Here is a 25,645-nt window from a genome sequence, read left to right on the forward strand (position 1 = left end):
CTCCACGCCTCTCCCTAGTCGATGGTGTAGTAGTCGGGCCCGCCGTAGTGGCCGGTGGTGAGCTTGGTCCGCTGCATGAGCAGGTCGTTCAGCAGCGTCGAGGCGCCCAGCCGGAACCACGCCGGATCCAGCCAGTCGTCCCCGGCGATCTCCTTGACCAGCACCAGATAGCGGATCGCGTCCTTGGTGGTGCGGATGCCGCCGGCCGGTTTCACCCCCGCCTGGCGTCCGGTGGCGGCCCGGTAGTCCCGGACGGCCTCCAGCATGACCAGGGTGACCGGCAGGGTGGCGGCCGGCGCTACCTTGCCGGTGGAGGTCTTGATGAAGTCGGCCCCGGCGTGCAGCGCGAGCCAGGACGCCCGCCGTACGTTGTCGTAGGTGACCAGCTCGCCGGTCTCCAGGATGACCTTCAGGTGAGCCGCGCCGCACCGCTCCTTGACGGCCGTGATCTCGTCGAAGACCTTGCGGTAGTCGCCTGCCAGGAACGCTCCACGGTCGATGACCATGTCGATCTCGGTCGCTCCCGCGGCGACCGCCGCGGCCGTGTCGGACAGCTTCACCTCCAGCGACGTGCGACCGGCGGGGAAGCCGGTGGCGACCGAGGCGAGCCCGACGCCGCTGCCCGCCAGGGCCCGGGCGGCCACGGCGACCAGGTCGGGGTACACGCAGAGCGCGGCGACCGGGGGAGCGGCGGGGTCGGCCGGGTCGGGCCGCATGGCCTTGGCCGCCAGCGCGCGCACCTTGCCCGGCGTGTCCGCCCCCTCAAGGGTGGTCAGGTCGACCATGCTGATGGCCAGGTCGATCGCGTGCCGCTTGGCCGTGGTCTTGACGGATCGGGTGGCCAGGTCGGCCGCGCGCCTGCTGACGCCGACCTCGTCGACGCCGGGAAGCCCGTGAAGATAGGCCCGCAACGAGCCGGGGATGGTGTCAGGCACGAGCGCCACGCCTCTCGATCAGCATGTTGAGGATGAGGGCGACCAGCAGGATGAGGCCGGTCACCACCATCTGGAAGAAGGAGCCCAGGCCGAGCAGGTTGCACAGGTTGCGCAGCACCGACAGCAGCAGCACCGCCACGAATGTGCCGAACACGCCGCCCCGGCCGCCGAACAGGTTGGTGCCGCCGAGCACCACGGCCGCGATCGCGTCCAGTTCCAGCCCGTTGAAGGCGGTGGGCTGGCCCACGGTCAGGCGGGAGGTGAGCAGCACCCCGGCCAGCGCCGCCAGCGCCCCGGACACGGCGAACACGGTGGTGATCACGCCGCGCACGGGCAGGCCGGACAGCCGCGCGGCCTCCTTGTTGCTGCCGACCGCGTAGACGTACTCGCCGAACGTGGTGCCACGCAGCACCACGGCGGCCAGGACGGTGATCACCACGAAGATGATCCCGGCGATCGGAACATAGCCGATGAACCCGCCGCCGAGCAGCTGGAACGCCTCCGAACCTCCGGCCTCCGCGGGCTTGCCGTCGGTCAGCAGATAGGTGAGCCCGCGGATGGCGGTGAGCCCGGCCAGCGTGGTCATGAACGCCGGCAGCGACAGATAGGCCGACAGGCCGCCCATGACGGCGCCGAACGCCGCGCCGGCCGCCACGGTGAGCAGGATCGCCGGCAGGACCGGCACGCCCGCGGCCATGAGCAGGGCGACGGTCATCCCGCCGAAGGCCGCCACGCTGCCGACCGACAGGTCGATGCCCGCCGTCAGCACCACCATGGTCATGCCGATGGCGACGATCCCGGTCAGCGACGACTGCTGCAGCAGGTTGGCGATGTTACGGCCGGTCAGGAACTGCGGGGCCAGCAGCGACGCCACCACGCACAAGGCGAGGAAGACCAGCAGCAGATTGGACTTGACGATCAGGTCGGCGCCGCGGCGCGAGCGGACGGCCGAGGCCACCGTGGATCCGATGGATGCGGTCATGGTGCGGCTCCTGTGATGACGGTGTGCGCGATGACGCTTTCCGGGCTGACCCGAGGGTCGAAGCGCGCGACGTTGCGGCCCTCGTACAGGACCTGGATGGCGTCGGCGTTGGCGGTCAGCTCATTGAGCTCGCTGCTGGCCAGCAGCACGGCCACGCCCTGGTCGGCCAGGTGGCGCACCTGCCGGTAGAGGTCGGCCTTGGCGCCGACGTCCAGGCCGCGCGTGGGCTCGTCCAGCAGCAGGACCTTGATCCCGCCGCGGGTGATCCACTTGGCCAGCACCACCTTCTGCTGGTTGCCGCCGGACAGCTGGCCCACGGGCTGTCCGGGGCCGGACGCCTTGACGCCCAGGCCGGCCAGCGCGGGCTGGGCGAGACGCCGTCCGAGCCGGCCGGGCAGCAACCACGGCGGACGGCCGAGCGCGCCGATCGCGGCGTTGCGGCTCACGGACAGCCCGAGCATCAGGCCCTGCTCCTTCCTGCTCTCCGGTACCAGCGCCAGGCCCGCGCGCACGGCGGCGGCCGGGCTGGCGACCTTGAGCGGGCGGCCGTCCAGCTTGGCCGTGACCTGCGCGTTGAGGTCGCCGAACAGGGCGCGCAGCAGCGTGGTGCGTCCCGATCCGCCCAGCCCGGCGAGCCCGACGACCTCGCCGGGGCGCACCTCGATGCCGCGCACGTCGAGCAGCCCGGGTACGTGCACCCGCTCGACGCCGAGCAGCGGCTCGCCCTCGGGCGCGGCCCGTTCCGTGGTTCCCACGAGCTCGCCGGCCTCGCCGATCATCGCGGCCACGATCTCGTCCTGGCCGGTCGAGGCCAGGTCGTAGACGCCGGCCGTGCGGCCGTCGCGCAACACGGTGGCGCGGTCGCCGATCTCCATCACCTCGTCCATGCGGTGCGAGATGAAGATCACCGAGCGTCCTTCCGCGGTGAGGGATCGGATGACCTCGAACACCGCGAGCAGTTCGCTCTCGCCGAGCGTGGCCGACGGCTCGTCCATGACGATGACGCGCGCGTCCGCGGTCAGCGCCTTGGCGATGGCGGTGAGCTGCTGGGCGGCGATCGGCAGGTCCCTGACCCGGGTGGTGACCGGGAAGGAGGCGCCGACCCGGTCCAGTGCCTCGCCGGCGAGCTTCGCCCGCCGTGCCCGGCGTACGAAAGGACCCAGTCGCGGCGCCCGGCCCAGCAGCAGGTTCTGCGCGACGGTGAGGTCGGGCAGCAGGTCCAGCTCCTGGTAGATGACCGCGATGCCGGCCGCCAGGCCCGCGTGCGGGGTGGCGGGCCTGAAGGGCTGCCCGTCCAGCAGGATCGTGCCCTCGTCGGGCTGGTAGGAGCCGGCCAGGATCTTCATGAGCGTGCTCTTGCCTGCGCCGTTCTCGCCCAGCAGGCAGTGCACCTCGCCGGCGCGCACGCTCAGCTCCACGCCGTCCAGGGCGACGGTGCCGGGGAAGCGTTTGACGATGCCGGTCATGTGCAGCCGTTCAGTCATGAGACCTCCTCCAGCAGGTGGATGGCGTTCTGGTCGTCGGTGATCAGCACGTCGCACAGCCCGCTCGTCACGACGGCCCGGCACACCGCCCGTTTGGCCTCGCCGCTGACCAGCGCGACCGAGGTGGTGGCCGAGCGCAGGGCGTCCAGGGACAGGCCGAGCGTGCGGCCGTCGAGGTCGGGGTCGACGATCCGGCCCCGCGCGTCGATGAAGCGGCCCAGCACGTCGCCGACCGCGCCGGCCCGGGAGAGCCTGTCGAGGGCGTCGGCGTCGATCTGGCCGGAATCCACCAGCACCGAGTCGCTGCCCATGCCGCCGGGGCTGAACAGGAACAGGTCCGCCCCGGCGGCCAGCGTGAGCACGTCGGAGACGGCCCGGTCGCTCTCCAGCACCGCCCGGGTGCTCTGCTGCTCCAGGATCGCCGGCGCGGGCAGCAGCGTCGCGGTGCCGCCGCCGTGGTGGGCGATCATGCTCGCCATGCTGTGCGCGCTGGTCGGCTGCCGTGACCGGCTGAGCGCGCCGTTGATCTGCACCACGTTGACGCCCGTGGCCCATCCGGGGGCGAGCCCTCCGGCCAGCCGGTCGAGCGTCCGCCCCCAGGAGACCCCGATCAGCCGGGGCACGGGCCGGATCTCCGTCAGGTGGTCGGCTCCGGCCGCGGCCACCCGGTCGCGCACCTGCTCGTCGTCACGGTCGCCGCCGCCGGCCACCACGATGGCGTCCCGCAGCCCGAACCGCTCCTTCAGCGAGCGTTCCAGGACGCGCACCCGGGAACGCGGATGCAGCACCTCGATCCGGACGATGCCGACCTCGCGCGCCTCGGCCAGCATCCGCCCCACCTTCCAGCGGGTCAGGTGCAGCGCGTGCGCGATCTGCTCCTGCGTCTCACCGCTTTCGTAGTAGCGCACGGCCACCTGATACAGCTGGTCGTCATCGGTCATGCGCCGGAGCTCCGTCCTGGCTCGCTCAGCCGGTGGGAGATCTCTGTGGTGGCCTGCGTGGCCGCGCGGTAGTCGGCGTAACCGGCCTGGTAGGCCGCCACGTGCTCGGCGACCGGCTCGACCGTGCGCACCTGGGGCGCGTACTGCGCCGCCGCCTCCGCCAGCGAGGCGTGCCATCCGGAGCCGGCCGCGGCGAGCACCGAGCAGGCGCGCAGCGTGAGATTGTCACCGGCGACCAGGTGGACCGGCCGGCCGAGCACGTCCGCGGTCGTCTGGAGCCACAGCTCGTTGTGCCGGATGCCGCCGGACAGGAAGACCTCGTCGACGGCGATCCCTCCGTCGGTGAAGGAGTCGACGACCTGGCGGGTGCCGTACGCGACGCCCTCCACGGCCGCCCGGTAGACCTGCTCGGGAGAGCTGGCCAGGGTCAGCCCGAGCACCGCGCCCCGAAGGCGCGGATCGCGCAGCGGCGTGCGATTGCCCATGAAGTAGTCCAGGACGATCAGCCCGTGCTCGACCGGCGGCAGCGCCGCCGCGGCCTTGATGAGGTCGCCGAGCTCGCTCCGGGGCCGCCCGATGAGCCTTTCGCCCGCCCAGGCCAGCACGGATCCCGCGCTCACCTGGCCGCCCTCCACGAGCCAGCGGCCCGTGTGCAGCGCGTCCGGGTACGGCCCCCAGACGGTGGAAGGGAAGACCGGTTCGTCGATCTCCGTGACGAACGCGTTGGACGTGCCGCAGACGATCGACACCCGCCCTTCCGGGGCGCCGCCGATGGCCAGCAGCGACAGATGCGCGTCGATGCCGCCCGAGACGACGACGGCAGGACCGGTGACGCCCAGCTCCTCGCGGGCCCGCACGTCCAGCGGCCCGACCGGGTCGCCGACGGGCACGACCTCGTCCGGCAGCTTGCCGGCCAGGTCGCCGATGCCGAGCGAGGCGTACAGGTCGTGCGGGGAGCCCGAGCCGCGCGGGTCGTAGTTGCTCTTGCAGACCGCGTTCATCCGCGAGGCCGCCCATCGTCCGGTGAGCCGCCACACCATGTAGTCCACCGCCTCGGCGATGCGCGCGGCGGCGCGGTAGGTCTCAGGCTCGTGGCGGGCCAGCCACATGGCCTTGGGCACCAGCCACTCGACCGCGTCGCTGCCGCCGGAGTAACGCAGGACCGGGTGGCCGGTCGCGGCGGTCAGGGCCGACTCCTCGCTCGCGCGGCCGTCCATCCACAGCAGGGCCGGCCGCAGCGGGCGGCCGTGCCGGTCCAGGACGGCCACCGTCGAGGCCGTGGTCGCCACCGCGACCCCGGCGACGGGCGGTCGGCCCGCCTCGGCGAGCGCCTGGCGGGCGGCGTGGACGCTCGCCCGCCACCAGTCGTCCGGATCCTGCTCGGCCCATCCGGGCCGGGGGAAACTCGTCGGGTACGAGGCGTGTCCCGTCCCCATCGGCGAACCCTCGACGCTGTAGACCGCGGCCCGCGCGCCTTCGGTGCCCAGATCGAGAGCGAGGAAAGCCGTCACTGTCACTCCTCGTTCGGCAGGAAGAGGACCTTGGAGCTGAAGATCGAGCGCTCACCCAGGCTGACCATGGTCTCGGGCAGCGCGTCCAGCCCCAGCTCATGCGTGATCATGAACTTCCACGCGAGGTCGCCCGAGGCCAGCGCCTTGGCGGCCACCCGCCACTCCTCCCCGGGGAAGGGCGCGGAGAAGGAGTTCCAGGCGCCGTGCAGGGTGACCTCGCGGCGAAGGAAGGAGCTGAAGGTGGCCTTCGGCAGTACCACGGGGTCGTGCGGGATGCCGATGAACACCGCCTCGCCGTGCCGGGCCGCCAGGGTCACGGCCTGGTCGACCGTGGCGGGCACTCCCGCGGACTCGATGACCACGTCGTAGCCGTCCCCGGTCAGCTCGGCCGCCTCCTGCGCGCTGGTCGCGGTGTGCGTGGCGCCGGCCTCGGCGGCCATGGCGGCCTTGCGCTCGTTGAGCTCGATGACCAGCACGTCGGACGCTCCGGCGATCCTGGCCCACTGCACGGCGAACAGCCCGATCGGGCCGGCGCCCACCACGGCCACCCGCTTGCTGCCGCGCATCCGGGTGCGCCACAGGGCGTGCAGCGCGATCGCGGCCGGGTCGAGCATGGCCGCGGCCCGCGGGTCCAGGTCGGGGGGCAGCACCATGAGGTTCTCGTCCGGCACGGTGACGTACTGCGCGTACGCCCCGTCCCTGCGGCTGCCGAAGTAGCCGTAGTCCTTGCACAGGCTGAAGTTGCCCTGGCTGCAGGGGGCGCAGGCGTGGCAGGGGATGAGCGGGGGCACGGTGACCAGGTCGCCCTCGCGGACGCGGCCGGTGGCGGCCAGGCGGTCGCCGAGGGCGACCACGTGCCCCGAGAACTCGTGGCCGCAGATGATCGGGAAGTGGTAGGCCCCCGCGCGCAGCATGCGTGGAATGTCAGAGCCGCACACCCCGCAGGCCGCGACCCGGACGAGCGCCTCGCCTGGGCCTGGTTCGGGCACGGGCACCTGCTCGACCCTGATGTCGCCGGGGGCGTGAAGGACCGCGGCCTGCATGGTTTCCGACATTCTTCTGCCTTTCTCCTTACGTGCCGGCTGGCGCGTGCTCACTGGGCGGCTGCGGCGAATTCGCCGGCCCCGGCGTACTGGGCCGCGTTGTCCGTGTCGATCAGCGCCGTGCCGGCGTCGATGGACGGCTCGACCTTCTCGCCGTTGCGAACCTTGAGCACTGTCTCCACGGCCTTCGAGCCGAGCGAGATGGGGTCGTTGAGGGCGGTGGCCACGTACTGGCCGGACGGGATCTGCTTGACCGCCTCCATGAGCCCGTCGACCCCGGCGACCAGGACCTTGCCCTTGCCGTTCTCCTTGAGGACCTGCAACGCGCCGAGCGCCATGTCGTCGTTGTGCGCGTAGACGGCGGCCACGTCGGGGTGGACCTGGAGCAGGTCCTGCATCGCGGTGACCGCCTTGGAGCGCACGTAGTCCGAGTACGGGCCCTCGATGATCTTGATCTTGGGATTGGCCGCCACGGCCTCGTGGAACCCCGCGCTGCGGTCGCGGGCCACGGCGCCGCCGGCGTCGCCGCGGATCTCGATGACCGTGCCGCCCTTGGCGCCGAGCTGCTCGCTGAGCCGCTTGCCGACGAGCGCGCCCATCGCCTTGTTGTCCCGCCCGACCTGCGCGACAGCGCCCTCGGGCACCGGCCGGTCCACGGTCACGACCGAGACGCCGGCCGCCTTGGCCGCGGCGATGCCCGGCTGGACGCCCTGCGGGTCGACCGGGTTGACGAGCAGGACGTCGACCTGGCGGGTGATGAGGTCCTGGATGTCGTTGTTCTGCTTGGTGACGTCGCCGCCCGCGTCGGCGAAGTAGAGCGTGGCACCGGCCTCCTTCGCGGCTGCCTCCGCTCCTTCGCGGAGCTGGACGTAGAAGGGGGACTGCTGGGTCGCCTGGCTGAAGCCGATGGCGACCGGGCCGTCCGCCGGCTTGCCCGTGCCCTCGGCGGATCCGCCGGGGGCGGTGGACACCGAGCATGCGGACAAGGCGGTGACCAGGAGGAGGGCGGGGATTGAGAGCGACCGGAATGCACTCATATGGGCCTCCGTATGTGACGTAGATAACGCACCGTAAGTCGCGTATTAACCTCCATGCAACACTTGAGCCATATTTTGCTCATATGAGCAGATTCTGAGATGTGATCACCCGCCCGGGACTGTTTGGCCTGGTCGGGGGCGGTGCCGCGGGCCGAGGTGGTGGATTGAGGGACCGCAGCGGGCATGTGGTGCGCCGGAGCGTGTGGCTCGGAGCCTCCAACCAACCCGGAATGGTTCACTTCGCTCGTGCCCCGCGAGGTCGCAGCCAGATGCCGAGTCCGAACGCCTGATCGGCGCCTCACCGCCCAACCGGCTGCGTCGCCATGTCAACGTCATCGGCGAGGTCGGCTGGATCAGCGAGAGCGAATCCGCACGTTTCACAGGTTCCGCCTACGTCGTCGGGTTCCTTCGGCCACGATGGTGCTCCTGGACGGCGCCATATCCATTCCCGGAACGTGACAAAGCGGGGGATTCATGGATTCTGAAGCAGCTCGGTCCGGCGGCCGGACGGACGCGACGCGAGTACGCGACCTGGTCCATGACGTGGTGGCCCAGGTGGCGCCGGAGGAACTGCCGCTGGTGGCGGGGTTGGCCGGGTTCGACGACGCCACGGTCGTACGGCGGCTGGGCGGCCGTGGCCGGCGGCGCGAGACCCTGGGCTTCGGCCTCGGTGAGGTTGCCGCGCTGGTGACTCCCGTGGTGTGGCTGGCGGTGAACCATGTGGCGCAGCGGCTCGTGGAGACCGGGGTGGACGCCGGGGCCGGCAAGGCGAGGTCCGCGCTGCGCAAGCTCTTGCGCAGGCCGGCCGAACCCGTGATGGTTCCGCCGCTGACCCGTGAACAGCTGGCCGAGGTACGGGAGTCGGTGCTGGAGGTGGCCGCGCGGCGCGGCCTGGAAGAGGAGCGCGCGTCGGCGATCGCTGACGCGGTGGTGGCCAGGCTGGTGCTGGCCGGGCCGGAGCTGACCGGTCCGGACCGCGGCGAGGCGTGATGGCCGGCTTGCCGGCCGATTCCGCTCCCAAGGCGGGGGAACGGCCCGCCTCGGTCCCGCTCGACGAGCGGGTCCTCGCGGCCGGCACGACACTGCGTTTCATCCTGCTCCTGCTGCTGTTGGCGGCGGCCGGCGCGAGCATGCTCCCCGGGACCGTCTGGCATCTCCTCGCGTCGTCAGAAACGGCCGACAAGGCGGCGGCTTGCTGGCTGGCGGCAGGTATCGATCCCGGCGTGTCGATGAACGCGAGCTACGTCCAGTACACCCAGAACGCGTCCGCGTTGAAGGAGTGCACGGCGCGGTACAGCCAGGACTTCAGCGGGGTGTCGCTCGGCGTGGGGGCTGTGGCGATCGCCACCGTCGTCGCGGTGTACTGGCTGTTGCCGGTGTGGAGGACGCGGCGCTCCAAGGTCACGCCCCTGGACGCGATGGACGTACACGGCGGGCTGCGACCGCTGCTCGACGAACTGGTGTCCGTCGCCGGACTCACCCGCCCACCCCGTTTCGTCGTCGACCCGGGGGCGGCGTCGACGGCCGACGCCGTCGCGTTCGGCCGCTGGCGCGGGCACACGGTCTGCCTGGACGGCGGTCTGGTCGCCACGAGCGACACGCAACGCGACCGGTTTCGCGCCGTGGTGCTGCACGAACTCGCGCACCTGCGCAACGGGGACGTCGGTGTCACCTACGTCACCATCGCCCTGTGGCGGGTGTTCTTCGTCCTGGTCCTGCTTCCGTGGGCAGCGGTGGGCCTGGACATCCTCTTCTTCGCCGGCACCCCGGACGCCCGGGGCCAGTTCGCCCCGTTCAACGCGCACGACCGGGTCCTCGGCGGCCTGATCGTGCTGGCGGTCTACCTCACGCGCGCGGGTATCCTGCGCAACCGTGAGATCTACGCCGATCTCATGGCGGCGCGTTGGGGCGCGAGCCGGAAGCCCTGGGAGGTCCCCGCCCCGCCGCGCTCCGGTGTGTGGTCGAGACTGTTCGCCGGGTTCGTCGAACTCTGGCGCACGCACCCGTCCTCGGCCCTGCGCCGGACGTCGCTGACCGACCCGAAGGCGCTGTTCGCGCTGGAGAGGCTGCCCCTGTTCCTGACCGGCCTGGTGGCCGACATTCTCGTCTGGCACCTCGGGAGCCTGCCGTACGGCCTCTTTCCGGCCAAGGCGGTGCTCATCGCGGGACTCGTCGTGGGCATCGGCGGCGTCGCGCTGTGGCGTGCCGTGCTGTACGCCCTCCTCACGGGACGGCCGGCCCCGCCGGGATGGCCCGTCGGTCTGTGGCTCGGCTTCGGCATCGCGGTGGGCGAGTTGACCGGCCCGAGAGCCGCGGGGAACCAGTGGCTGCCGGCGCATCCCGAGGCGCTTTCGATCCTCGTGGCCGCGCTGGTGCTGGTGATGACGTGGACCGCGCAGAACGCCGAGTGGTGGCTCAGGTCCTGGCGCGGGCGCTCGCTGGGCCCGGCCATGCTCGCGGGCCTGGCGGCGCCCTCGCTCGCGCTCGCCTCCGTGCTGTACTGGTGGTACGTCCAGGGCGAGGTCCTGACCCACGGGTGGCCGTTCACGACGGCCGGACTTCTGGGCTCGTACGGTCTGCCCGGGCTGCCGCCCGCGCACATCGGGCCGCTGCTGGAAGTCGTCGCGGTGGTGGGCGTCCTTCCCGGCACCGACGCCTCCGCCGAGAGCCTGTGGTGGGCCGGGGTGCTGCTCTGGGTGCTCCCGCTGCTGGCGCTGGCGATCCGCGCGCCGGCGCGCCGCCCGAAATGGCTTGCCGGAGCGCTGCCGGAGACGGCCGCGCCGCTCGCCCCGAACAAGTCCGGGCCGGGCCGGCTCCTGGCCGCCGGGCTGGCCGGCGGGCTCGTCTGCTGGGCCGGGCTGGCCATGGCGCGGGCCCACATGCACACGCCGGACCCGGCGGCCGTGCGCATGACGGGCCCGTTCCAGCTCGCGCACCTGATGTGGCCCGTCCTCGTGATCTGCGGCGCGATGGCTCTGACGGCCGCCGTCGTCGCCGCGGTGACGGACTCGGCATGGCTGCTGGCCGGGCTGGTCGCGGCGGGTATCACCGCACTGCTGGGCGCGGGAGGCACCTACCTCCTGATGAGTACGGACGGCTGCCTCGGCCCGCTCAACACCATGACCAACACGTGCCGATGGTGGCCGGACGTGGCCTGGCCCCTGGTGAGGATCGAACTGGCCTACGCGCTGGCCCTGGGGACGTTGGTGGCCGGCCTGTCCGCCTTCGCGGGCCGTGGCGCCGGGCTGCTCTGGCGACGGCGCGGCCGAAGCGGGCAGCACCCGGCAGCGCGGCCCACCGCGGAACGGCCGCTTCGCCGGGTGGGGCAGCGCGGTGCCCGCGTGGCGGCCGTCGCGGTCGTCGCGGCCGGGGTCGGCACGACGGTGCTCACCGTCCAGACGTTCCGTTCGAGCACTCGGTCCGCCAAACCGCCGGAGTCGATGCTGGATCAGTCGACGCGGGCTCCCTCAGCGTCGATGGCGCGGATCCAGGGCCAGGCGTGGGCAGCGGCCGGGGGACTGGACCACATCAACGCGCTCTCCGCGGTGGCGCGTGAGTACACCACCGCGTTCGAGGCCGTGGCGCGCTCCACCTCCGACGCGGAGTTCGCCACGGCGATGGGCAAGTTGAACACCACGTGCGCTGAGCTGGCCCGGGTGACGAAGCGAGCCGGCGCGTACTTCACCGTGCCCAACCCGGCCGGGCAACTGGTGTGGTCAGGCGTGCTGACCCGCTACCGGCAGTTGGCCACCGCGTGCCGGAATCTCACCACGCATCCGGGCTCCGCGACCGCCAGGGCCGCCACGGCCGCGCACCAAGACGCCGCCGGCTCGGCGGACGCGATGATCTACTGGCTCGCCAAGTCGGGCGCGACCCGGCGCAAAACCCCGTGACGGGCTACGCGCACATAGCAATCGCGCATAACGGTGGCTCTCCTCGCTCTCAGTGACGTTACAGTCGCGCCATGGTGAACGTCGAGGTGGATACCGCCCGGAGGCGTAAGCGGCCATTGCGGGGCGTGACCGGACGGGTTGCGGTCATCGTGCTGAGCGGAGCGCTCGCGCTGACCGCGTGCGGCAGCGACAAGAGCGGCACCGCCAAGGACAAGGAACCGGTCGAGCGCCACACCGTCGTATTAGAGGCCATCTCCGATTACGGACGGCCGATAGCGATCAATTACTTCGGCACGGCTACCGGACCCCAGGGCATCACCACGATCGGAGAAGAAGACAAGAGGGATCTGTCAGCGGAATCGCCGTGGAAGGTCACGCTCACCGTTGACGGCAAGGACCCGTGGGTCCACCTGTCGGCCAACGGGACCGGCTGCATCGGCCGGGCGATCGGCGGCGGCTCCTGCGATACCGGGTCCATACCCGACCGCGATGACATCGCGGGGACCGGCACCACCACCTGCCGCATCACCATCGACGGCAAGGTCGTCGTGGAAAAGTCCTACACCTATCCCACGATCATCCCCGTTACCTGCCTCACCCCACGCAGCGGACAAACCCAGTGAGGGAAGATGACTGACGACGCGGCCCGGCCCGTCCCACCGGAAATCCCGCCGCCTCCTGCCGCAGGCGAGGACAGCGACGGACGCGATGAGAACGCCGGCGAGCACCCGCCCCCACCCGCACGCCGCCGCTCACGACGGCGTGCCGCGCTGATCGCACTGGGCGCACTCGCTGTCGCCGTCGCCGTGCTCCTGTGGAGCCTCGAAGTCATCGACATCGGGCCGGGCGACCCCCATTCATCCTTGCGCGCCGACTTGGCCCGCTCCGCGGCACTGTTGCGCGGCGCCCCAGCTCTGCACTACACGGGCACCATGGGCGTCAAGGACCACGGCGACGCCCGACTGGACCTGGTCGTCAGCAACCCCGGTGACGCACTGGGCACGTTGACGATGTCCGACAGCTCCCCACTCGACTACGTGGCCATCGACGGCAAGTCGTTCCTGCGGGGAAACACCGAAGCGTGGCAGTCGCTCGGCATGGCCGAAAAGTCCGCGGTGCTCGCGGAACACCCCTCACTGGTGGCACCGGGCATCTTCTTCTCCCAAGACCTCGCCACGACCTTGGCGCCCCCGGCGCTGGCGAAAACCCTGCTGCTGGAACGGATCCCCGACGAGAAGATCTCCGTCGGCGCCCCCGTCACCGTAGGCGATCACTCGTGCACCCCCATCCAGGCCGACGACATGACCATTTGCCTGGGCAGGAAACTGGTGGGTGGCGCTCGGTTCGTCGACCGCATCAGCTTCTCCGGCGGATCGACCGTGATCAACATCGAGGCGATGTCACGGGAGGCGGTGAACCGGTTCTCCACCGACTTCCAGTCGAAGCTCACCATGACGCGCGAAGCGGTCAACCCGCGGATCCGCGTGACCACCCAGATTCTGCGTGACTACGAGGGCAAGTGCGCCCCGACCCTCTGCATCTTCGATGCCCGGGTGACCGTCACGTTCCTCGGCTCAACTGCGGATGCCGAAGCCTCCGAAGCCGTCCAGGTGAACTACCTGTGGGTCATAGACCGGGACGGGGTGCCGGTGCGGGTCGGCCCCAACTGCTCGGGCGCCGTCCTGATCAAGCCGGGCCAGTCGACCGACCTGTCGTGCACCGCCACCGGCCCCTCGGTCTCGGCCGACGGGCCGAGCAGCGGCCAATACCGCGGTCAGATCCGTACGTCTGATGTCGCACTCACTCAAACGGAGTACAAGCGCCTGGTGCGCCTGGCGGCTGACAACAGCCAGAAGGTCGCGGCCCTCCCCGACCTGCCGAAATCGTCCACGGTCAGGTAACGGTCGCGGTGCCGCGCCTGTCCGAGCGCGTCCGAGTGTGTCTGAGTGCGTCCGGACTCCTGTTGGACAGCGGGAGCGTGGGTCTTCACTGACGGTGACGCGGCGATCCGCCGCACGGACGAAGGGACCTGTCATGATCGACAACAACGAGCGCAACGAGCCGTACGAGCCCCCGCAGCTGCTCGAGATCGGCGAGTTCGGGCAGCTGACCCGCGGCTACGGCATGCTCAGCATGGACGGCATCTTCTACTTCAAGGGGTGATGAGGCCACCGTGCCCATCGAGTCCCGCGGAGCCCGGTACGGGTCCGGACAGCCGGCACATCCCAGGAGAAAGGCACCAGTCATGGTCGGCAACGAGCCGTACGAACCCCCGCGGATGCTCGACATCGGGGAGCTGACGAGCGGCACGGCCGGGCCGCGGACGGACCTGGTCTACTACTACCAGTGAGGCGAGGGGTCCGGTGCGCAAGCTGAGCGGCGAGGAGTTCGCGGTGCTGCCCGACAGCGCCGCCGGCGAAGCCCTCGCTGAGGCGCTGCACGGCGCGGTGGTGCTGAGCTACGCGTCCGGCCGTCCGTGTCTGCTGGCCGCCTCGCCCGGCGAGATCGTCCACGCGGAGGCGGGCCACGCGCGGCTGGCGGTGATCGGCACGTGCCCGGTCACCGCCGGTCGGCTCCGGCGGATGGCGGCGCGACTGGGGTGCCTGGCGGACGCCGACGCGGTGGCCGCGGCGCTGCCCGGCAGTTTCCATCTGGTCGCCGTCGTGGGCGGGCAGGTTCGGGTGCAGGGCACCGCTTCGGGCATGCGGCGGGTGTACTACGCGCGGGCCGGCGGGGCGGTGGTCGCGTCCGGCCGGGCGGCGGTGCCGGCCGCGCTGACGCGGGCGGCGGTGGACGAGCAGGCTCTGGCGGTGCGGTTGCTGATGGCGGTTCCGCCGGCGCTGGCCGAGCCGCTGTGGGAAGGGGTCGCCATGGTGCCGCCCGGTGAGGCGGCGCACATCGACGCGGACGGGGTGCGGCTGCGCGCCTGGTGGCGGGCGCCGGAGCCGGAGGTAGCGCTGGAGGAAGGCGCGCCCATGGTGAGGGCGGCCCTCGAGGAGGCCGTTGCCGCCCGGATCGGCGAGGGCGCGGTGGTGGCCAGTGATCTGTCCGGCGGGCTGGATTCCACGCCGGTCAGCTTCCTCGCCGCCGCGGCGGCCGGGGAGCGGTCGGCGAAGCTGATCACGTTCGTCCTGGCCATCGACGATCCCGAGCATGACGACCCGGAGTGGGCGGCCCGGGCGCGGGCGCATCTCCCGGGCGAGCACGGGGTGGCCAGGCCCGGTGACGTGCCCAAGTGGTTCGCCGGGGCGGCCGAGGCCGTTCCCGGGCTGGACGAGCCGACGCGGTGGCTGCGCGCACTGGCCCGCGAGCTGGCGAGTTCGGCGCTGCTGGCCGGGCGAGGAGCCGCCGTGCGCCTGACCGGGCACGGCGGTGACGAGGTCACCCTGCTGCCCGACTGCTACCTGCACGACCTGGCCCATCGCCACCCGGCGGCGCTCTGGCCCCACCTGCGCGAGCAGCGGTCCAGGGCCCGATGGCCGCTGTGGGCGTGCGCCCGCGCGCTGGCCGACCGGCGTCCCTATGCCGCCTGGCTGGCGGATCAGGCGGATACGCTCAGCGCGCCGCTGTCCCGCTTGCGGCCGGACTTCGGATGGGAGCAACCCCTACGCCTGCCTGACTGGACGAGCGAGGCTGCGACGGACGCGGTCCGCCGGCGGCTCGTCACGTGCACGGCCGAGCCGTACTCCCCCCTGCGCGCCCAGCACCAGAGCCTGTCGAGCGTCCGTACCATCGCCGCCTCCGTCGACGGCGTGCGGGTCCTGACAGGCCGCGTGGGCGCTCCCGTGCACGCCCCCTATCTGGACGACCACGTGGTCGCCGCCTGCCTGGCCGTACGGCTGGACCAGCGGGCGCTTCCTGGCGCCTACAAGCCGCTCACCCGGGCCGCGATGCGCCCGGTCATGCCGGCCGAATGCCTGGAACGCACCACCAAGGGCGAGTTTTCGGCCGACATCTACCAGGGGCTGCGCCGCCACCGCGACCAGCTCCTGACCCTGCTCGACGGTTCGCTGCTGGTGGAGCGCGGCCTGGCCGACGCCGCCGCCCTGCAGCGGGCCTGCGTGCGCACCCCGGCCGAGGGCGGGCCGGGCGTGCTGGCACTCGACGTCTTCATCGCCGCCGAGAACTGGCTACGAGCCCTTCTCGCCTATCCCACCCAGGAGGAGTCGTGCGCGTGAGGCTTCGCCCCGGCGTCACTCTCACCCCGATCGACGAGGTTGCCGTGCTCCTGGACGAGCGCACCGGCCGCTACCGCCAGCTGAACGCCACCGCCGCGCTCGTCCTGCGCAGCCTGCTGGCGGGACACGGCCAGGACGGGGCCGCCCGCGACCTTGTCCGGACCCATCCGGCCGCGATGCCCACCGCCGAGGCGGACATCGCCGCGCTAGTCGCGCAGTTGCGCACCGCGAACCTGATCGTCGAGACCGTCGACCGGGAGCAGCCGCGATGAGCGTGCCCATGGTGCCCGCCGACCGGCCCGGCCTGCCCTGGCGCCGCCGCCTGCCGGCGCTGGCCGCCGTGGCCGCCGCGCACCTGATCGCCCGCCTGCCGCCGGCCCGCATCCGCGCGGTGCTGACGTTCGCCCGCCGCGGTGCCGCGCCCGCGACCGCCGAGCAGGCCAGAGCGGCACGGGACGCGGTGGTCGCGGTCAGCCTGTCGTGTGCCGGGGAAGGCTGCCTGCCCCGCTCCATCGCCGCCGCCCTGCTGTGCCGGTTGCGCGGATCCTGGCCCACCTGGTGCGCGGGCATACGGGTCCACCCGTTCGGCGCCCATGCCTGGATCGAGGCCGACGGCCACCCCGTCGACGAGCCGCCCCGCCACTACCGGGTCACGATCGTCATCGCTCCGGACAGAGAGCTTCGAACCGGCATCGGCTGAACAGGGCGGCTCAGGCCTTCTTTGTGGAGAGCCGGCCGGCGGAATCGGCCCGCGTCGCCGGGTTGTCCGGTTCACGCCGGGTGAGCACCAAGGGGGCGTCCTCGGTGATGGCCACCGTGTGCTCGGAGTGGGCCGTGCGCGAGCCGTCCGCCGACCGGATGGTCCAGCCGTCGGCGTCGTAGACGATTTGGTCGGTCGTGCGGGCGAACCAGGGTTCGAGCGCGAGGGTCAGGCCCGGCCGGAGCGTGAGGCCGCGCCCTGCCCGGCCCTTGTTCGGAACGTGGGGCCCCTCGTGCATGGTGCGGCCGATGCCGTGGCCGCCGAACTCGGTGTTGACCTGGTAACCGTAGTCGTGGGCCACCGCCCCGATGGCCGCAGAGATGTCACCCAGGCGGTTGCCCGGACGTGCCACCTCGATCGCCGCCTCCAACGCTTCCTCGGTGGCGCGGATGATCCGCAGGTCCTCCTCGGCGGCGGTCCCGACGACGACCGTGCGCGCCGAGTCGGCCACCCAGCCGTCGACGCCGACCGCGAGGTCCGCGCTGAGTACGTCGCCGTCACGCAGGGTGTAGTCGTGGGGCAGGCCGTGCAGGACGGCGTCGTTGACCGACAGGCAGATGACGTTGCGGAAGGGGCCGCGTCCGAAGGACGGCGCGTAGTCCCAGTAGCACGACTCCGCCCCGCGCTGTTTGATCATGCCGCGCACGTGGCGCTCCAGGTCCAGGAGGTTGACGCCCACGTCGGCGAGTCGGCCGACCTCGGAGAGCACCTCGCCGACGAAACGCCCGGCCACGTGCATGCGTTGGATCTCCGCAGGCGTCTTCAGTTCGATCACGAGTACCTCGCGTCACATATTGGTATTACTATACCGGTACTCTAGCGCTTGCCGGTATAGTAATACCAGTCCCTGACTCTTTACGAGGTCATCCGCGAGTTGCAACAGCTACTCGAAGAACTTGAGACTGTACCCGACGTCGGTGGTGGGGCCGGGTACGTTCGCCCGCCGGTAGGTGGTCTTGCTCCACCAGACGGCCGTGCCGGTGTACCAGTACCGGTTGGACCACGAGTACGGCGTGCCCTTGGCGACAGCGTGGTACATGGTCGGGAACCGGTTGCCGGACGGCGGGCTGGTGGCGATGTCCCCGCGCTCCAGCACGAACGTGTGGTGGCCGGGGCCGTCCACCTGCAGCGTCGGGGTCCAGCCCGCCATCATGTATTCCGCGTACGAGCCGAACAGGCAGCCGTTGCTCTTGTACCAGTCCCACACGTACGTCGGGTCGCCACCGGAGCGCAGGCGCAGATCGGCGAGGCAGTACTTGCTGCTCCAGCTGCCGTTCGCGGAGTACGCGATGTGCAACTGCCCGTTCGGGTCGAGGATCGGCTCGGGGCCCTCGTTGATGAACGGGTTGCCGACGACCCGCTCCCACGGCTCCCGCGGCTGGGAGATGATGTAACGGCCGCCGGTGGTCGTGGTCGGGCTGCTCATCCGGGCGATGTAGAGGTTCTGCTCGACGTTGGTGTCGCCCGCCCAGCCGGACCACACGAACCAGCGCTGGCCGTTGAAGGTGAACGGCACGCCGTCGATGGCCCACTTGTCGCCGGGCAGGGCGACCTTCGTCGCGGCCGAATAGCCGGAGTCGGCGGTGGCGGAGCTGATGTGGTACATCCGGTGGGCGGCGCTGCGGCCCGCCGCGAAGTAGATGTGGTAGCGGCCGTCGTGGTGCACGATCTCGGGCGCCCACACCTCACCGAGGTTGCCGGTGTCCATCCACACCTGGCGCGGGGGCGCGGCGGCGATGCCCGCGAGAGTGGTCGCCGTCCGCACGGCGATGCCGCCGTTCACCGACTTGGCCGCGACGTAGAGGTCACCGACCCGGATGACGCTGGGGTCGGCGCCACCCAGAGTGGTGCGGCCGAGGGGCACGGCCTGTTCGGCGGGTTCGGCGGTGCCGGAGCTGGCGAGGGAGACGGGGGAGGCGGCGATGCCGCCGATGGCGGTGAGGGTGAGGGCGATGACCACCAGTCGAAGAGCATGTCTTTTCATGAGGCTCCTGCTGCCTGCGGGCTCCGAGAAACTTTAAGTAAAGTTTATTAACAGATTGGACGCCGATTCAAGGGTTCGCCTATTGCCGCTCCCGACAAACGGCGGTTGCCAATCTCCAGCGGAACGGGCCCTGATAAGGGGATAGGCTGATCCCGCGTGTCGGTAGGTGCGATTTCCGGCTGAAAACAGGAGTGAACGAGTGTCCTCTGACAAGGGAACGGGCGCCGGGCGCGTGCTGCTGTTGCCGGCGCTGGCGATGGCCGCCTCGTGGCTCATCGGCATCCTGTGGATCGTCGTGTACTACGTGAGCCCCTTGCTCCCCGTCATAAGGGAGTTGGGGAATTGGAACCTGCTGTTCGGGTTCGCGTTCCTCGTTCTGGGCGTGGTGTTCGCGCTGATTCTGGTGGTGATCGCGATCGCGCGGTCACGTCGTAGGTCCTGAACTCTCGAAGCCGCGGAACCGGTACAGCCGGGTGCGTTTCTTCCGGTCCGAAGCAGTCGCAGAAGTGCGCCATTCATCAGGTGATAGTAATAATGGACCGCTCCATGAAACTTTCATGGCCATCTATTGTCACTTACCCGATTAAGTGGTGAGATCCCTACACATAGGGGCGATAGATCGGACGGTCTCAATGCGACGAACCATGGCGGCTTGGAGCACGATCCTGCTGACGGTCCTGAGCGCGGCCTGTGCCACCAGCGGCCAGACGCGGACCGAGCAGGCGGACCAGAACGCGCCCGCGACCCTGACCTTCTGGTCCACGGGCGGCGACGACGAGACCGCGATCTTCCAGAAGGCGGCCGACCTCTACCACCGCAAGCATGCCAACGTGACGGTCAAGGTCCAGACCCTGTCGTGGGACGACGCCTACGCCAAGCTCCTGGCGGCGGCCACCAGCCGCAGCGGGCCCGACATCATCTCCGGCGGCATGACGTGGACCATCCAGTTCGGCGCCAGGGGCGCCATGGTGGACCTGCGCAAGCACGGCCTGGAGTCGCTGAAGGCGCAGGCGCAGCCCGCCCAGTGGGCGTCGGCGACCTCCCCCGACGGCTCGGTGTACGGCGTGCCGCTGGACATGTCCACCCTCGCCCTCTACTACCGCACCGACCTGCTGGAGAAGGCGGGGATCGACAGTCCGCCCAAGACGTGGGACGAACTCGTCGAGGACATCGGCAAGCTCAAGGCGGCGGGGATCAAGAAGCCCTACAGCCAGGACTGGGGCAACCTCGACTGGATCGGCTACTTCAACTACCTCTACCAGGCGGGCGGCACGTTCTACACCCCCGACTGCAAACCCTCGCTCGACACCCCGCAGGCCGAGCAGGCGCTGAAGTACTGGGTCGATCTCTACCGCGAGCACGGCGCGCCGACTGCCAGCGTGGAGGCGTCCGACGCCCTCGACACCGGCACGGCGCTGGTGGTGGGCGGCAACTGGATCGCCAAGGGCATCGACGTCAACAAGCCGAAGCTGAAGGGCAAGTGGGCGATGACCGCGCTGCCCGCGGGCCCGGCCGGGCCGACCACGTTCATCGGCGGGCGGGCGATCGGCGTGACGTCCTTCAGCAAGTACGCCCAGACGGGCGCCGACTTCGTCGCGTTCATGTACAGCGACGAAGCCATCGCCGCGATCGTGGAGGAGGCCAGGAAGCGGAACCTGCCCTACATCCCGCCGCGCCCCGACAAGGTGGTGAACGCCTCGTCGTTCACGCCTGAGCAGGCGCAGGTCTTCGAGGCGTCGATCAGGGCGGGCAAGGCCGCGCCCGGCTGCCCCGGCTGGGACGAGAGCGCGCCGGACGTGTCCAAACAACTCCAGTCGGCCATCCTCGGCAAGGCGGACGTCAAGACCGCGCTGGCCGAGGCCGCCAAGGTGATGGAACGCAACGCCGGTTAGCGAACCTGGAGCCCGACAATGGCGAGTCCCGTCCCCTTGCGCAGCCGGCTGCGCCGCTACGGCACCTCCTACGCGATGTTGCTGCCCTTCCTCGCGCTGTTCGCGGGGTTCCTGCTCTGGCCGCTGGCCAATTCGCTCTACCTGAGCTTCACCACGTTCGACGGAATCAACCCGGCCACGTTCACCGGTCTGGAGAACTTCCTGCAACTGGCGCAGGACGCCCGCTTCCGCCACGCGCTGAGCAACACGGCCCTGTACGTGGTGGCCTCGGTCGTGCTCGGCACGCTGCTGTCGCTGGGACTGGCGCTGGCGTTCAGCGGCACGAGCTGGCCGCACCGGATCATGCGCACCCTGTTCTTCCTGCCTTCCGTGACCTCCTCCATCGCGCTCATGCTCATGTGGAAGTGGGTCCTGTTCCCCAGCGACGTGGGCCTGGCCAACACGATCGCCGGCTGGTTCGGCGGCAGGGCGGTGGCCTGGCTGGCCACGCCGGGGCTCACGATTGCGATCCTGGTGCTGATGGCGGTGTGGGGCGGCATGGGGTACGGCATGGTGCTGTACGTCGCCGGGCTCGGCTCGATCCCCGAGGAGTACCACGAGGCGGCCAAGATCGACGGGGCCTCGACCTGGCAGCGGTTCCGCCACATCACGCTGCCGCTGCTGCGCCCGGTCACCACGTACGTCGTCGTGACCGGCCTGATCGGCGCGTTCCAGGTCTTCGAGGCGGTCTACATCGTCTTCCGGGGCACCAACAGCATCGGCGGCGTGCTCGACTCGGGCCTGATGATCGTGCCCTACCTGTACGACCAGGGATTCACCCACTTCAAGCTGGGCTACGCCTCGGCCATCGCCTGGGTGCTCTTCCTGATCATCTTCGTGCTGAGCCTCGCCAACCTGCGCCTGGGCCGCGCCATGAAGGAGTTGTGATGGCCGCCCCCCTGGACACGATCGCCCCTTCCCGGCTCAACGGGCACCTGCTGCGCCTGCCGTTCTACCTGCTGGCGCTGACGATGGTCGTGCCGTTCTACTGGCTGCTCATCACGGTGTTCAAGCCGCCGGCCGAACTTGCCAGGACGCCGCCGTCGTTCGTGCCGCGCTCGCCCACCTTCGCCAACTTCTATGACCAGGACTGGTCGCCAGAACGCGTCAACCCGGGCCACATGCAGGGCATCTTCCAGCGTTTCCAGGTGGACTTCGGGTTCTGGCGGTTCCTGTTCAACAGTCTCCTCATCACGAGCGCGATCACGGTCGGGTCGCTGCTGATCTGCTCGCTGGCCGCGTACGTGATCGCCAAGCACGACATCAGGGGCCGCCGCACGATCTTCCTGATGATCGTCGCCTCGATGATGGTGCCCTGGCAGACCACGCTGATCCCGAACTACGTCATCATGCGGAACCTGGGCTGGCTGGACAGCTACGCCGCCTACGTCGTTCCCGCGCTGGCCAAGGCGTTCGTGCTCTTCTTCCTGGTGCAGTTCCTGCAGTCGGTGCCGAACGAGCTGATCCAGGCGGCCCGGGTGGACGGGGCGGGGGAGTGGCGGATCTGGTGGCGGATCGTGCTGCCGCTGCTGCGGCCGGCGCTCGCGGCGATGTCGATCTTCATTGTGCTCGCCGAGTGGAACAACTTCCTGTGGCCGCTCATCATCGTGCAGAGCGATGAGATGGCCAACCTTCCCGTCGCGCTGGCCAGGCTCAACTCCTACTATGCCGGGCCGGACCACCAGGGTGCGATCATGGCGGGCGGCCTGCTGGCCTCGATCCCGACGATCGTCTTCTTCCTGATCTTCCAGCGCTACTTCACCCGCGGCATCGCGCTCAGCGGGCTGAAGGGCTGATCCGGCCCCGAGACGCGGCCTCTGTGATGAAACGTTCAGCGGCGACCGAAAGTTTCGGAGCGATGAACTGCTGCCAAGAAGCGTGAGCATCGTGTTCATGGGCGGCTGGCGGTCGAAACTTTTCAGGGTGGGGTTGACATGTTTCGGTGAGGTTTCCACACTGAGTCCGTTGGCGCCCTGGTGGTGTGCGCCGATTCCACGTCCCCCTTTCCACGGTCACGTATGGAGGCTCAGGCATGGGCGATAGAATCCGGCGGCTGGTTGCCGGCGCGCTCGGCGTGCTCGCAGTGTTCACGGCGCTGACGGCGCCGGCCCCGGCCGAGGCGGCGGCGAGCACGCTCGGCGCCGCGGCCGCGCAGAGCGGACGGTACTTCGGCGCCGCCATCGCCGCGGGCAAACTCGGCGTCTCGGCGTACACCACGATCGCCGGCCGCGAGTTCAACATGGTGACGGCCGAGAACGAGATGAAGATCGACGCCACGGAACCGAACCGGGGCCAGTTCAACTTCACCAATGCCGACCGCATCTACAACTGGGCCGTGCAGAACGGCAAACGTGTGCGCGGGCACACCCTGGCCTGGCACTCCCAGCAGCCCGGCTGGATGCAGTCACTGTCAGGCAGCACGCTGCGCCAGGCGATGATCAACCACATCAACGGCGTCATGGCCCACTACAAGGGTAAGATCTACGCCTGGGACGTGGTCAACGAGGCCTTCGCCGACGGCAACTCCGGCGGCCGGCGCGACTCCAACCTGCAGCGAACCGGCAACGACTGGATCGAGGCCGCCTTCCGCACCGCGCGCACCGCCGACCCGGCCGCCAAGCTCTGCTACAACGACTACAACATCGAGAACTGGACCTGGGCCAAGACCCAGGGCGTCTACAACATGGTGCGCGACTTCAAACAGCGCGGCGTGCCGATCGACTGCGTCGGCTTCCAGAGCCACTTCAACAGCGGCAGCCCGTACAACAGCAACTTCCGCACCACCCTGCAGAGCTTCGCCGCCCTCGGCGTCGACGTGGCCATCACCGAACTGGACATCCAAGGCGCCTCTGCCACGACCTACGCCAACGTGACCAAAGACTGCCTGGCCGTGCCGCGATGCGTGGGCATCACCGTGTGGGGCGTGCGCGACAGCGACTCCTGGCGCCCCGGCGACACCCCGCTGCTGTTCGACGGCAACGGCAACAAGAAGCCCGCCTACACCTCGGTCCTCAACGCCCTCAACGCCGGCTCGCCGTCCTGAACCCGTCGATCAAAGGTGCCGCTCCAGGAGGCATGCCTCCTGGAGCGGCACCTGCTTCTCACTCACCCAAGGGAGATGCGGTCGAGGTCGGGGGCCGGCGTCGTGTCGTTGTGGAACTTGATGGTGTTGGATCCGGCCCGCAGCGTGACGGGCACGGAGGTGGTGTAGAGGGTGGTGTTGCCCACGCCGCTCACCTTCACCTCGATCGGCTTGCCGCCGTTGACGGTCACGAAGAAGGACCGGTCGCCGTTGACGGTGAAGTCGATGGACAGCGTGTACGTCTTGGCCTCCGGCACCGTGACGTCCTCGAACAGCACGTACGCGTTCGGTTCGCTGCCCTGGTCAGGACCGCCGCCGATGTTGCGCACCTTCTGCCCGCCGGAACAGGCCGCGCAGTTGGTGATGCCCGCCTCACCGATCTGGTTGCGTGAGTCCTCGGCCTCCCGCATGAACACCCGGTCGGCCGGACGCGGACGCACCCCCACCTGGCTCGTGACCGTGCTCGGGCGGCCGAGTGACCGGAAGGTGGCGGTGATCGGGATGTCGGCCGCGCTCACGTCCTGGCCGGGCGGCGAGGTGAGCGTCCAGGAGCCGGTCATGCTCTGCCCGAGCCGTAGGGCGTCGGCCTTGACCGTCTCGCCCTTGGCCGTCCAGCCCGCAGGGGCGACCGGGGCCAGGGCGACCTCGTCGAGCACGTCCTCGCTGTCCAGGCGCAGCGTTGCCGAGACCCGCAGGGTCTGCTGTCCCGGGCCCGCCCACTGCAGGCCCGAGGGGTCGACGGTCAGGGTGGTCTTGGGGACGTACGAGTCGGGCGGCATCGGCGCGACGGCGATGCGGTCCACTCCCGCGTCCCCGGACAGCGTGATCGTGTTGGGGCCGGCCTTCAGGGGGACGGGCAGAGAGGTGGAGGCGGGAACGCCCTTGTTGTCGCCCGGCACCCGCACCTGGACCGGAGCCGCGCCGTTGACGGCGACGGACAGCGTCGCCGGCGTGGGGGAGGTGTGGTCGATCCGCAGGCGGTACTCGCCCGCCGCCGGGACCGTCACGTCGCGGTAGGTGAGCGTGCCGTCCCTCAGCCCGGTCACCTGGGCCGCGCCCGAGCAGGCGGCGCATCGCTCGACGCGGGCCTTGCCCGTGCGCTGCTGCCGCTCGGCCTCAAGGGGCAGGGTGTCGCGGGAGACCGGGTAGGAGTCCGCGACCTGGATCTCGTCGATCCGGAGGTTGCCGTGGAAGCGCGGCGCCTGCGTTCCCGCCCAGGTGTTGAGCACCTCCAGCTTCACGTAGCGGGCACGCTGCTCGCCCACGTCGATGATCTGCATGCCGCGCGCGCTGGGCATCGCGCCGGCCCGCACCGGCGTCCCCCACCGCTTGCCGTCGTCGCTGACGTAGACGCGGTAGTCCTTGATCCGCGCGGAGTCCTCGGGCCGCCCGAACGTCACCCTGGCGTAGGTGGGCGACCATTCGCGCTGGTTGACCCCCAGGTAGGCGATCTTCTTCGGCTTGCCGAGGTCCAGCGTCAGCGAGACCGGCAGCTGGCCGTCGGAGTCCCAGTAGTTCTCGAAGCTCCCGTCCACGAGCGCGCCGGCCGGGTGCCCGGCCTTCTCCGCGGACGCGCCGGCCTTGATCCCGGTGAGGAAGCCCTGGCGGCCGGCCGTCTCGACCTTGAAGACCGTGTCGTAGTCATCCCATTTCGTGATGCCGAGGATGCTCAGGTAGCCGCCGGACTGGGTGAAGCGCAACTGCTCGCCGGTGCGCAGGTCGCTGACCTTCGTGACGCGGTAGCCGTTGTCGCGCAGCCGTACCTGGTCGGTGCTGGGCTTGGTGAGCACGTGGACGTACTGGGTCTTGGCGCCGCCGCGCTGGACGGTGATCACGCCGTGGGCGCCGTCGTTCCAGAAGCCGGGTTGCATGCCGCCGTACATG

The 25,645-nt window shown here is 70.4% G+C and carries 23 protein-coding genes; 13 read left to right on the forward strand and 10 right to left on the reverse strand.

Annotation, left to right across the window (positions count from 1 at the left end; genetic code table 11):
• Window positions 1-14: 14 nt before the first annotated feature.
• The 7 genes from deoC to ACFOY2_RS48870 are packed head-to-tail and all read right to left on the reverse strand — an operon-like array spanning window position 15 to window position 7,933.
• On the reverse strand, window positions 15-935 hold the full coding sequence (gene deoC, locus ACFOY2_RS48840; protein ID WP_379535010.1) for a deoxyribose-phosphate aldolase: 921 nt from the start codon (window positions 933-935) through the stop codon (window positions 15-17).
• Window positions 928-1,917 (reverse strand): ABC transporter permease, encoded by a 990-nt coding sequence (locus ACFOY2_RS48845; protein WP_379535011.1) that lies wholly within the window; start codon window positions 1,915-1,917, stop codon window positions 928-930. The genes deoC and ACFOY2_RS48845 overlap by 8 nt, the downstream gene beginning before the upstream one ends.
• Window positions 1,914-3,401, reverse strand: a complete 1,488-nt coding sequence (locus ACFOY2_RS48850) for a sugar ABC transporter ATP-binding protein (protein ID WP_379535012.1) — start codon at window positions 3,399-3,401, stop codon at window positions 1,914-1,916. The genes ACFOY2_RS48845 and ACFOY2_RS48850 overlap by 4 nt, the downstream gene beginning before the upstream one ends.
• Complete coding sequence (locus tag ACFOY2_RS48855; RefSeq protein WP_379535013.1) at window positions 3,398-4,342, reverse strand: sugar-binding transcriptional regulator; 945 nt, start codon at window positions 4,340-4,342, stop codon at window positions 3,398-3,400. The genes ACFOY2_RS48850 and ACFOY2_RS48855 overlap by 4 nt, the downstream gene beginning before the upstream one ends.
• On the reverse strand, window positions 4,339-5,853 hold the full coding sequence (locus ACFOY2_RS48860) for an FGGY-family carbohydrate kinase (protein ID WP_379535014.1): 1,515 nt from the start codon (window positions 5,851-5,853) through the stop codon (window positions 4,339-4,341). The genes ACFOY2_RS48855 and ACFOY2_RS48860 overlap by 4 nt, the downstream gene beginning before the upstream one ends.
• 2 nt (window positions 5,854-5,855) lie before the next feature.
• The gene (locus tag ACFOY2_RS48865) at window positions 5,856-6,908 is read right to left on the reverse strand and encodes a galactitol-1-phosphate 5-dehydrogenase (RefSeq protein ID WP_379535015.1); all 1,053 of its coding nucleotides are present in this window, start codon (window positions 6,906-6,908) and stop codon (window positions 5,856-5,858) included.
• A 38-nt stretch (window positions 6,909-6,946) separates the two neighbouring features.
• Window positions 6,947-7,933 carry a substrate-binding domain-containing protein gene (locus ACFOY2_RS48870; protein WP_379535016.1) on the reverse strand — a complete coding sequence of 329 codons (987 nt, stop codon included), beginning with the start codon at window positions 7,931-7,933 and terminating at the stop codon, window positions 6,947-6,949.
• 474 nt (window positions 7,934-8,407) lie between these two features.
• Between ACFOY2_RS48870 and ACFOY2_RS48875 the strand changes: the two genes are divergently transcribed.
• The 8 genes from ACFOY2_RS48875 (at window position 8,408) to ACFOY2_RS48910 (ending at window position 16,704) form a co-directional block, all read left to right on the forward strand.
• On the forward strand, window positions 8,408-8,923 hold the full coding sequence (locus ACFOY2_RS48875; RefSeq protein WP_379535017.1) for a hypothetical protein: 516 nt from the start codon (window positions 8,408-8,410) through the stop codon (window positions 8,921-8,923).
• Window positions 8,923-11,826, forward strand: coding sequence for a M48 family metalloprotease (locus tag ACFOY2_RS48880; protein ID WP_379535018.1), 2,904 nt, complete (start codon window positions 8,923-8,925; stop codon window positions 11,824-11,826). Before ACFOY2_RS48875 ends, ACFOY2_RS48880 begins: the two co-directional genes overlap by 1 nt.
• A gap of 71 nt (window positions 11,827-11,897) precedes the next feature.
• Complete coding sequence (locus ACFOY2_RS48885) at window positions 11,898-12,449, forward strand: hypothetical protein (protein WP_379535019.1); 552 nt, start codon at window positions 11,898-11,900, stop codon at window positions 12,447-12,449.
• A gap of 6 nt (window positions 12,450-12,455) precedes the next feature.
• The gene (locus ACFOY2_RS48890; protein ID WP_379535020.1) at window positions 12,456-13,727 is read left to right on the forward strand and encodes a hypothetical protein; all 1,272 of its coding nucleotides are present in this window, start codon (window positions 12,456-12,458) and stop codon (window positions 13,725-13,727) included.
• Window positions 13,728-13,860: 133 nt separating this feature from the next.
• Complete coding sequence (locus ACFOY2_RS48895) at window positions 13,861-13,989, forward strand: lasso RiPP family leader peptide-containing protein (protein ID WP_379535021.1); 129 nt, start codon at window positions 13,861-13,863, stop codon at window positions 13,987-13,989.
• A 200-nt stretch (window positions 13,990-14,189) separates the two neighbouring features.
• Complete coding sequence (locus ACFOY2_RS48900) at window positions 14,190-16,004, forward strand: asparagine synthase-related protein (RefSeq protein WP_379535022.1); 1,815 nt, start codon at window positions 14,190-14,192, stop codon at window positions 16,002-16,004.
• Window positions 16,001-16,276, forward strand: coding sequence for a lasso peptide biosynthesis PqqD family chaperone (locus ACFOY2_RS48905; RefSeq protein ID WP_379535023.1), 276 nt, complete (start codon window positions 16,001-16,003; stop codon window positions 16,274-16,276). The genes ACFOY2_RS48900 and ACFOY2_RS48905 overlap by 4 nt, the downstream gene beginning before the upstream one ends.
• Window positions 16,273-16,704: a lasso peptide biosynthesis B2 protein gene (locus ACFOY2_RS48910; protein WP_379535024.1), complete on the forward strand. Its 432-nt coding sequence runs from the start codon at window positions 16,273-16,275 to the stop codon at window positions 16,702-16,704. The genes ACFOY2_RS48905 and ACFOY2_RS48910 overlap by 4 nt, the downstream gene beginning before the upstream one ends.
• A gap of 10 nt (window positions 16,705-16,714) precedes the next feature.
• Here ACFOY2_RS48910 and map read toward each other — a convergent pair whose 3' ends face one another.
• Together map and ACFOY2_RS48920 are read right to left on the reverse strand one after the other, a co-directional pair.
• Entirely contained in the window at window positions 16,715-17,539 is an 825-nt protein-coding gene (gene map, locus ACFOY2_RS48915; RefSeq protein ID WP_379535025.1) for a type I methionyl aminopeptidase, read from the reverse strand.
• Between the two features lie 108 nt (window positions 17,540-17,647).
• On the reverse strand, window positions 17,648-18,748 hold the full coding sequence (locus ACFOY2_RS48920) for a glycoside hydrolase family 43 protein (protein WP_379535026.1): 1,101 nt from the start codon (window positions 18,746-18,748) through the stop codon (window positions 17,648-17,650).
• Between the two features lie 199 nt (window positions 18,749-18,947).
• On the opposite strand from ACFOY2_RS48920, the gene ACFOY2_RS48925 reads away from it, so the two are divergent.
• The 5 genes from ACFOY2_RS48925 (at window position 18,948) to ACFOY2_RS48945 (ending at window position 23,722) form a co-directional block, all read left to right on the forward strand.
• A complete protein-coding gene (locus tag ACFOY2_RS48925) occupies window positions 18,948-19,190 on the forward strand; it encodes a cell division protein CrgA (RefSeq protein WP_379535027.1) in 243 nt (80 codons plus the stop codon).
• 202 nt (window positions 19,191-19,392) lie between these two features.
• On the forward strand, window positions 19,393-20,640 hold the full coding sequence (locus ACFOY2_RS48930; protein ID WP_379535028.1) for an extracellular solute-binding protein: 1,248 nt from the start codon (window positions 19,393-19,395) through the stop codon (window positions 20,638-20,640).
• Between the two features lie 18 nt (window positions 20,641-20,658).
• A complete protein-coding gene (locus ACFOY2_RS48935; protein ID WP_379535029.1) occupies window positions 20,659-21,567 on the forward strand; it encodes a carbohydrate ABC transporter permease in 909 nt (302 codons plus the stop codon).
• A complete protein-coding gene (locus tag ACFOY2_RS48940; protein ID WP_379535030.1) occupies window positions 21,567-22,475 on the forward strand; it encodes a carbohydrate ABC transporter permease in 909 nt (302 codons plus the stop codon). Before ACFOY2_RS48935 ends, ACFOY2_RS48940 begins: the two co-directional genes overlap by 1 nt.
• A 236-nt stretch (window positions 22,476-22,711) precedes the next feature.
• On the forward strand, window positions 22,712-23,722 hold the full coding sequence (locus tag ACFOY2_RS48945; RefSeq protein ID WP_379535031.1) for an endo-1,4-beta-xylanase: 1,011 nt from the start codon (window positions 22,712-22,714) through the stop codon (window positions 23,720-23,722).
• Window positions 23,723-23,784: 62 nt separating this feature from the next.
• On the opposite strand, the gene ACFOY2_RS48950 is transcribed toward ACFOY2_RS48945, so the two are convergent.
• A partial coding sequence (locus tag ACFOY2_RS48950; RefSeq protein WP_379535032.1) for a CBM35 domain-containing protein occupies window positions 23,785-25,645 on the reverse strand: 1,861 nt, incomplete at its 5' end.

Source organism: Nonomuraea purpurea, from assembly GCF_042650645.1.
GTDB lineage: Bacteria > Actinomycetota > Actinomycetes > Streptosporangiales > Streptosporangiaceae > Nonomuraea > Nonomuraea purpurea.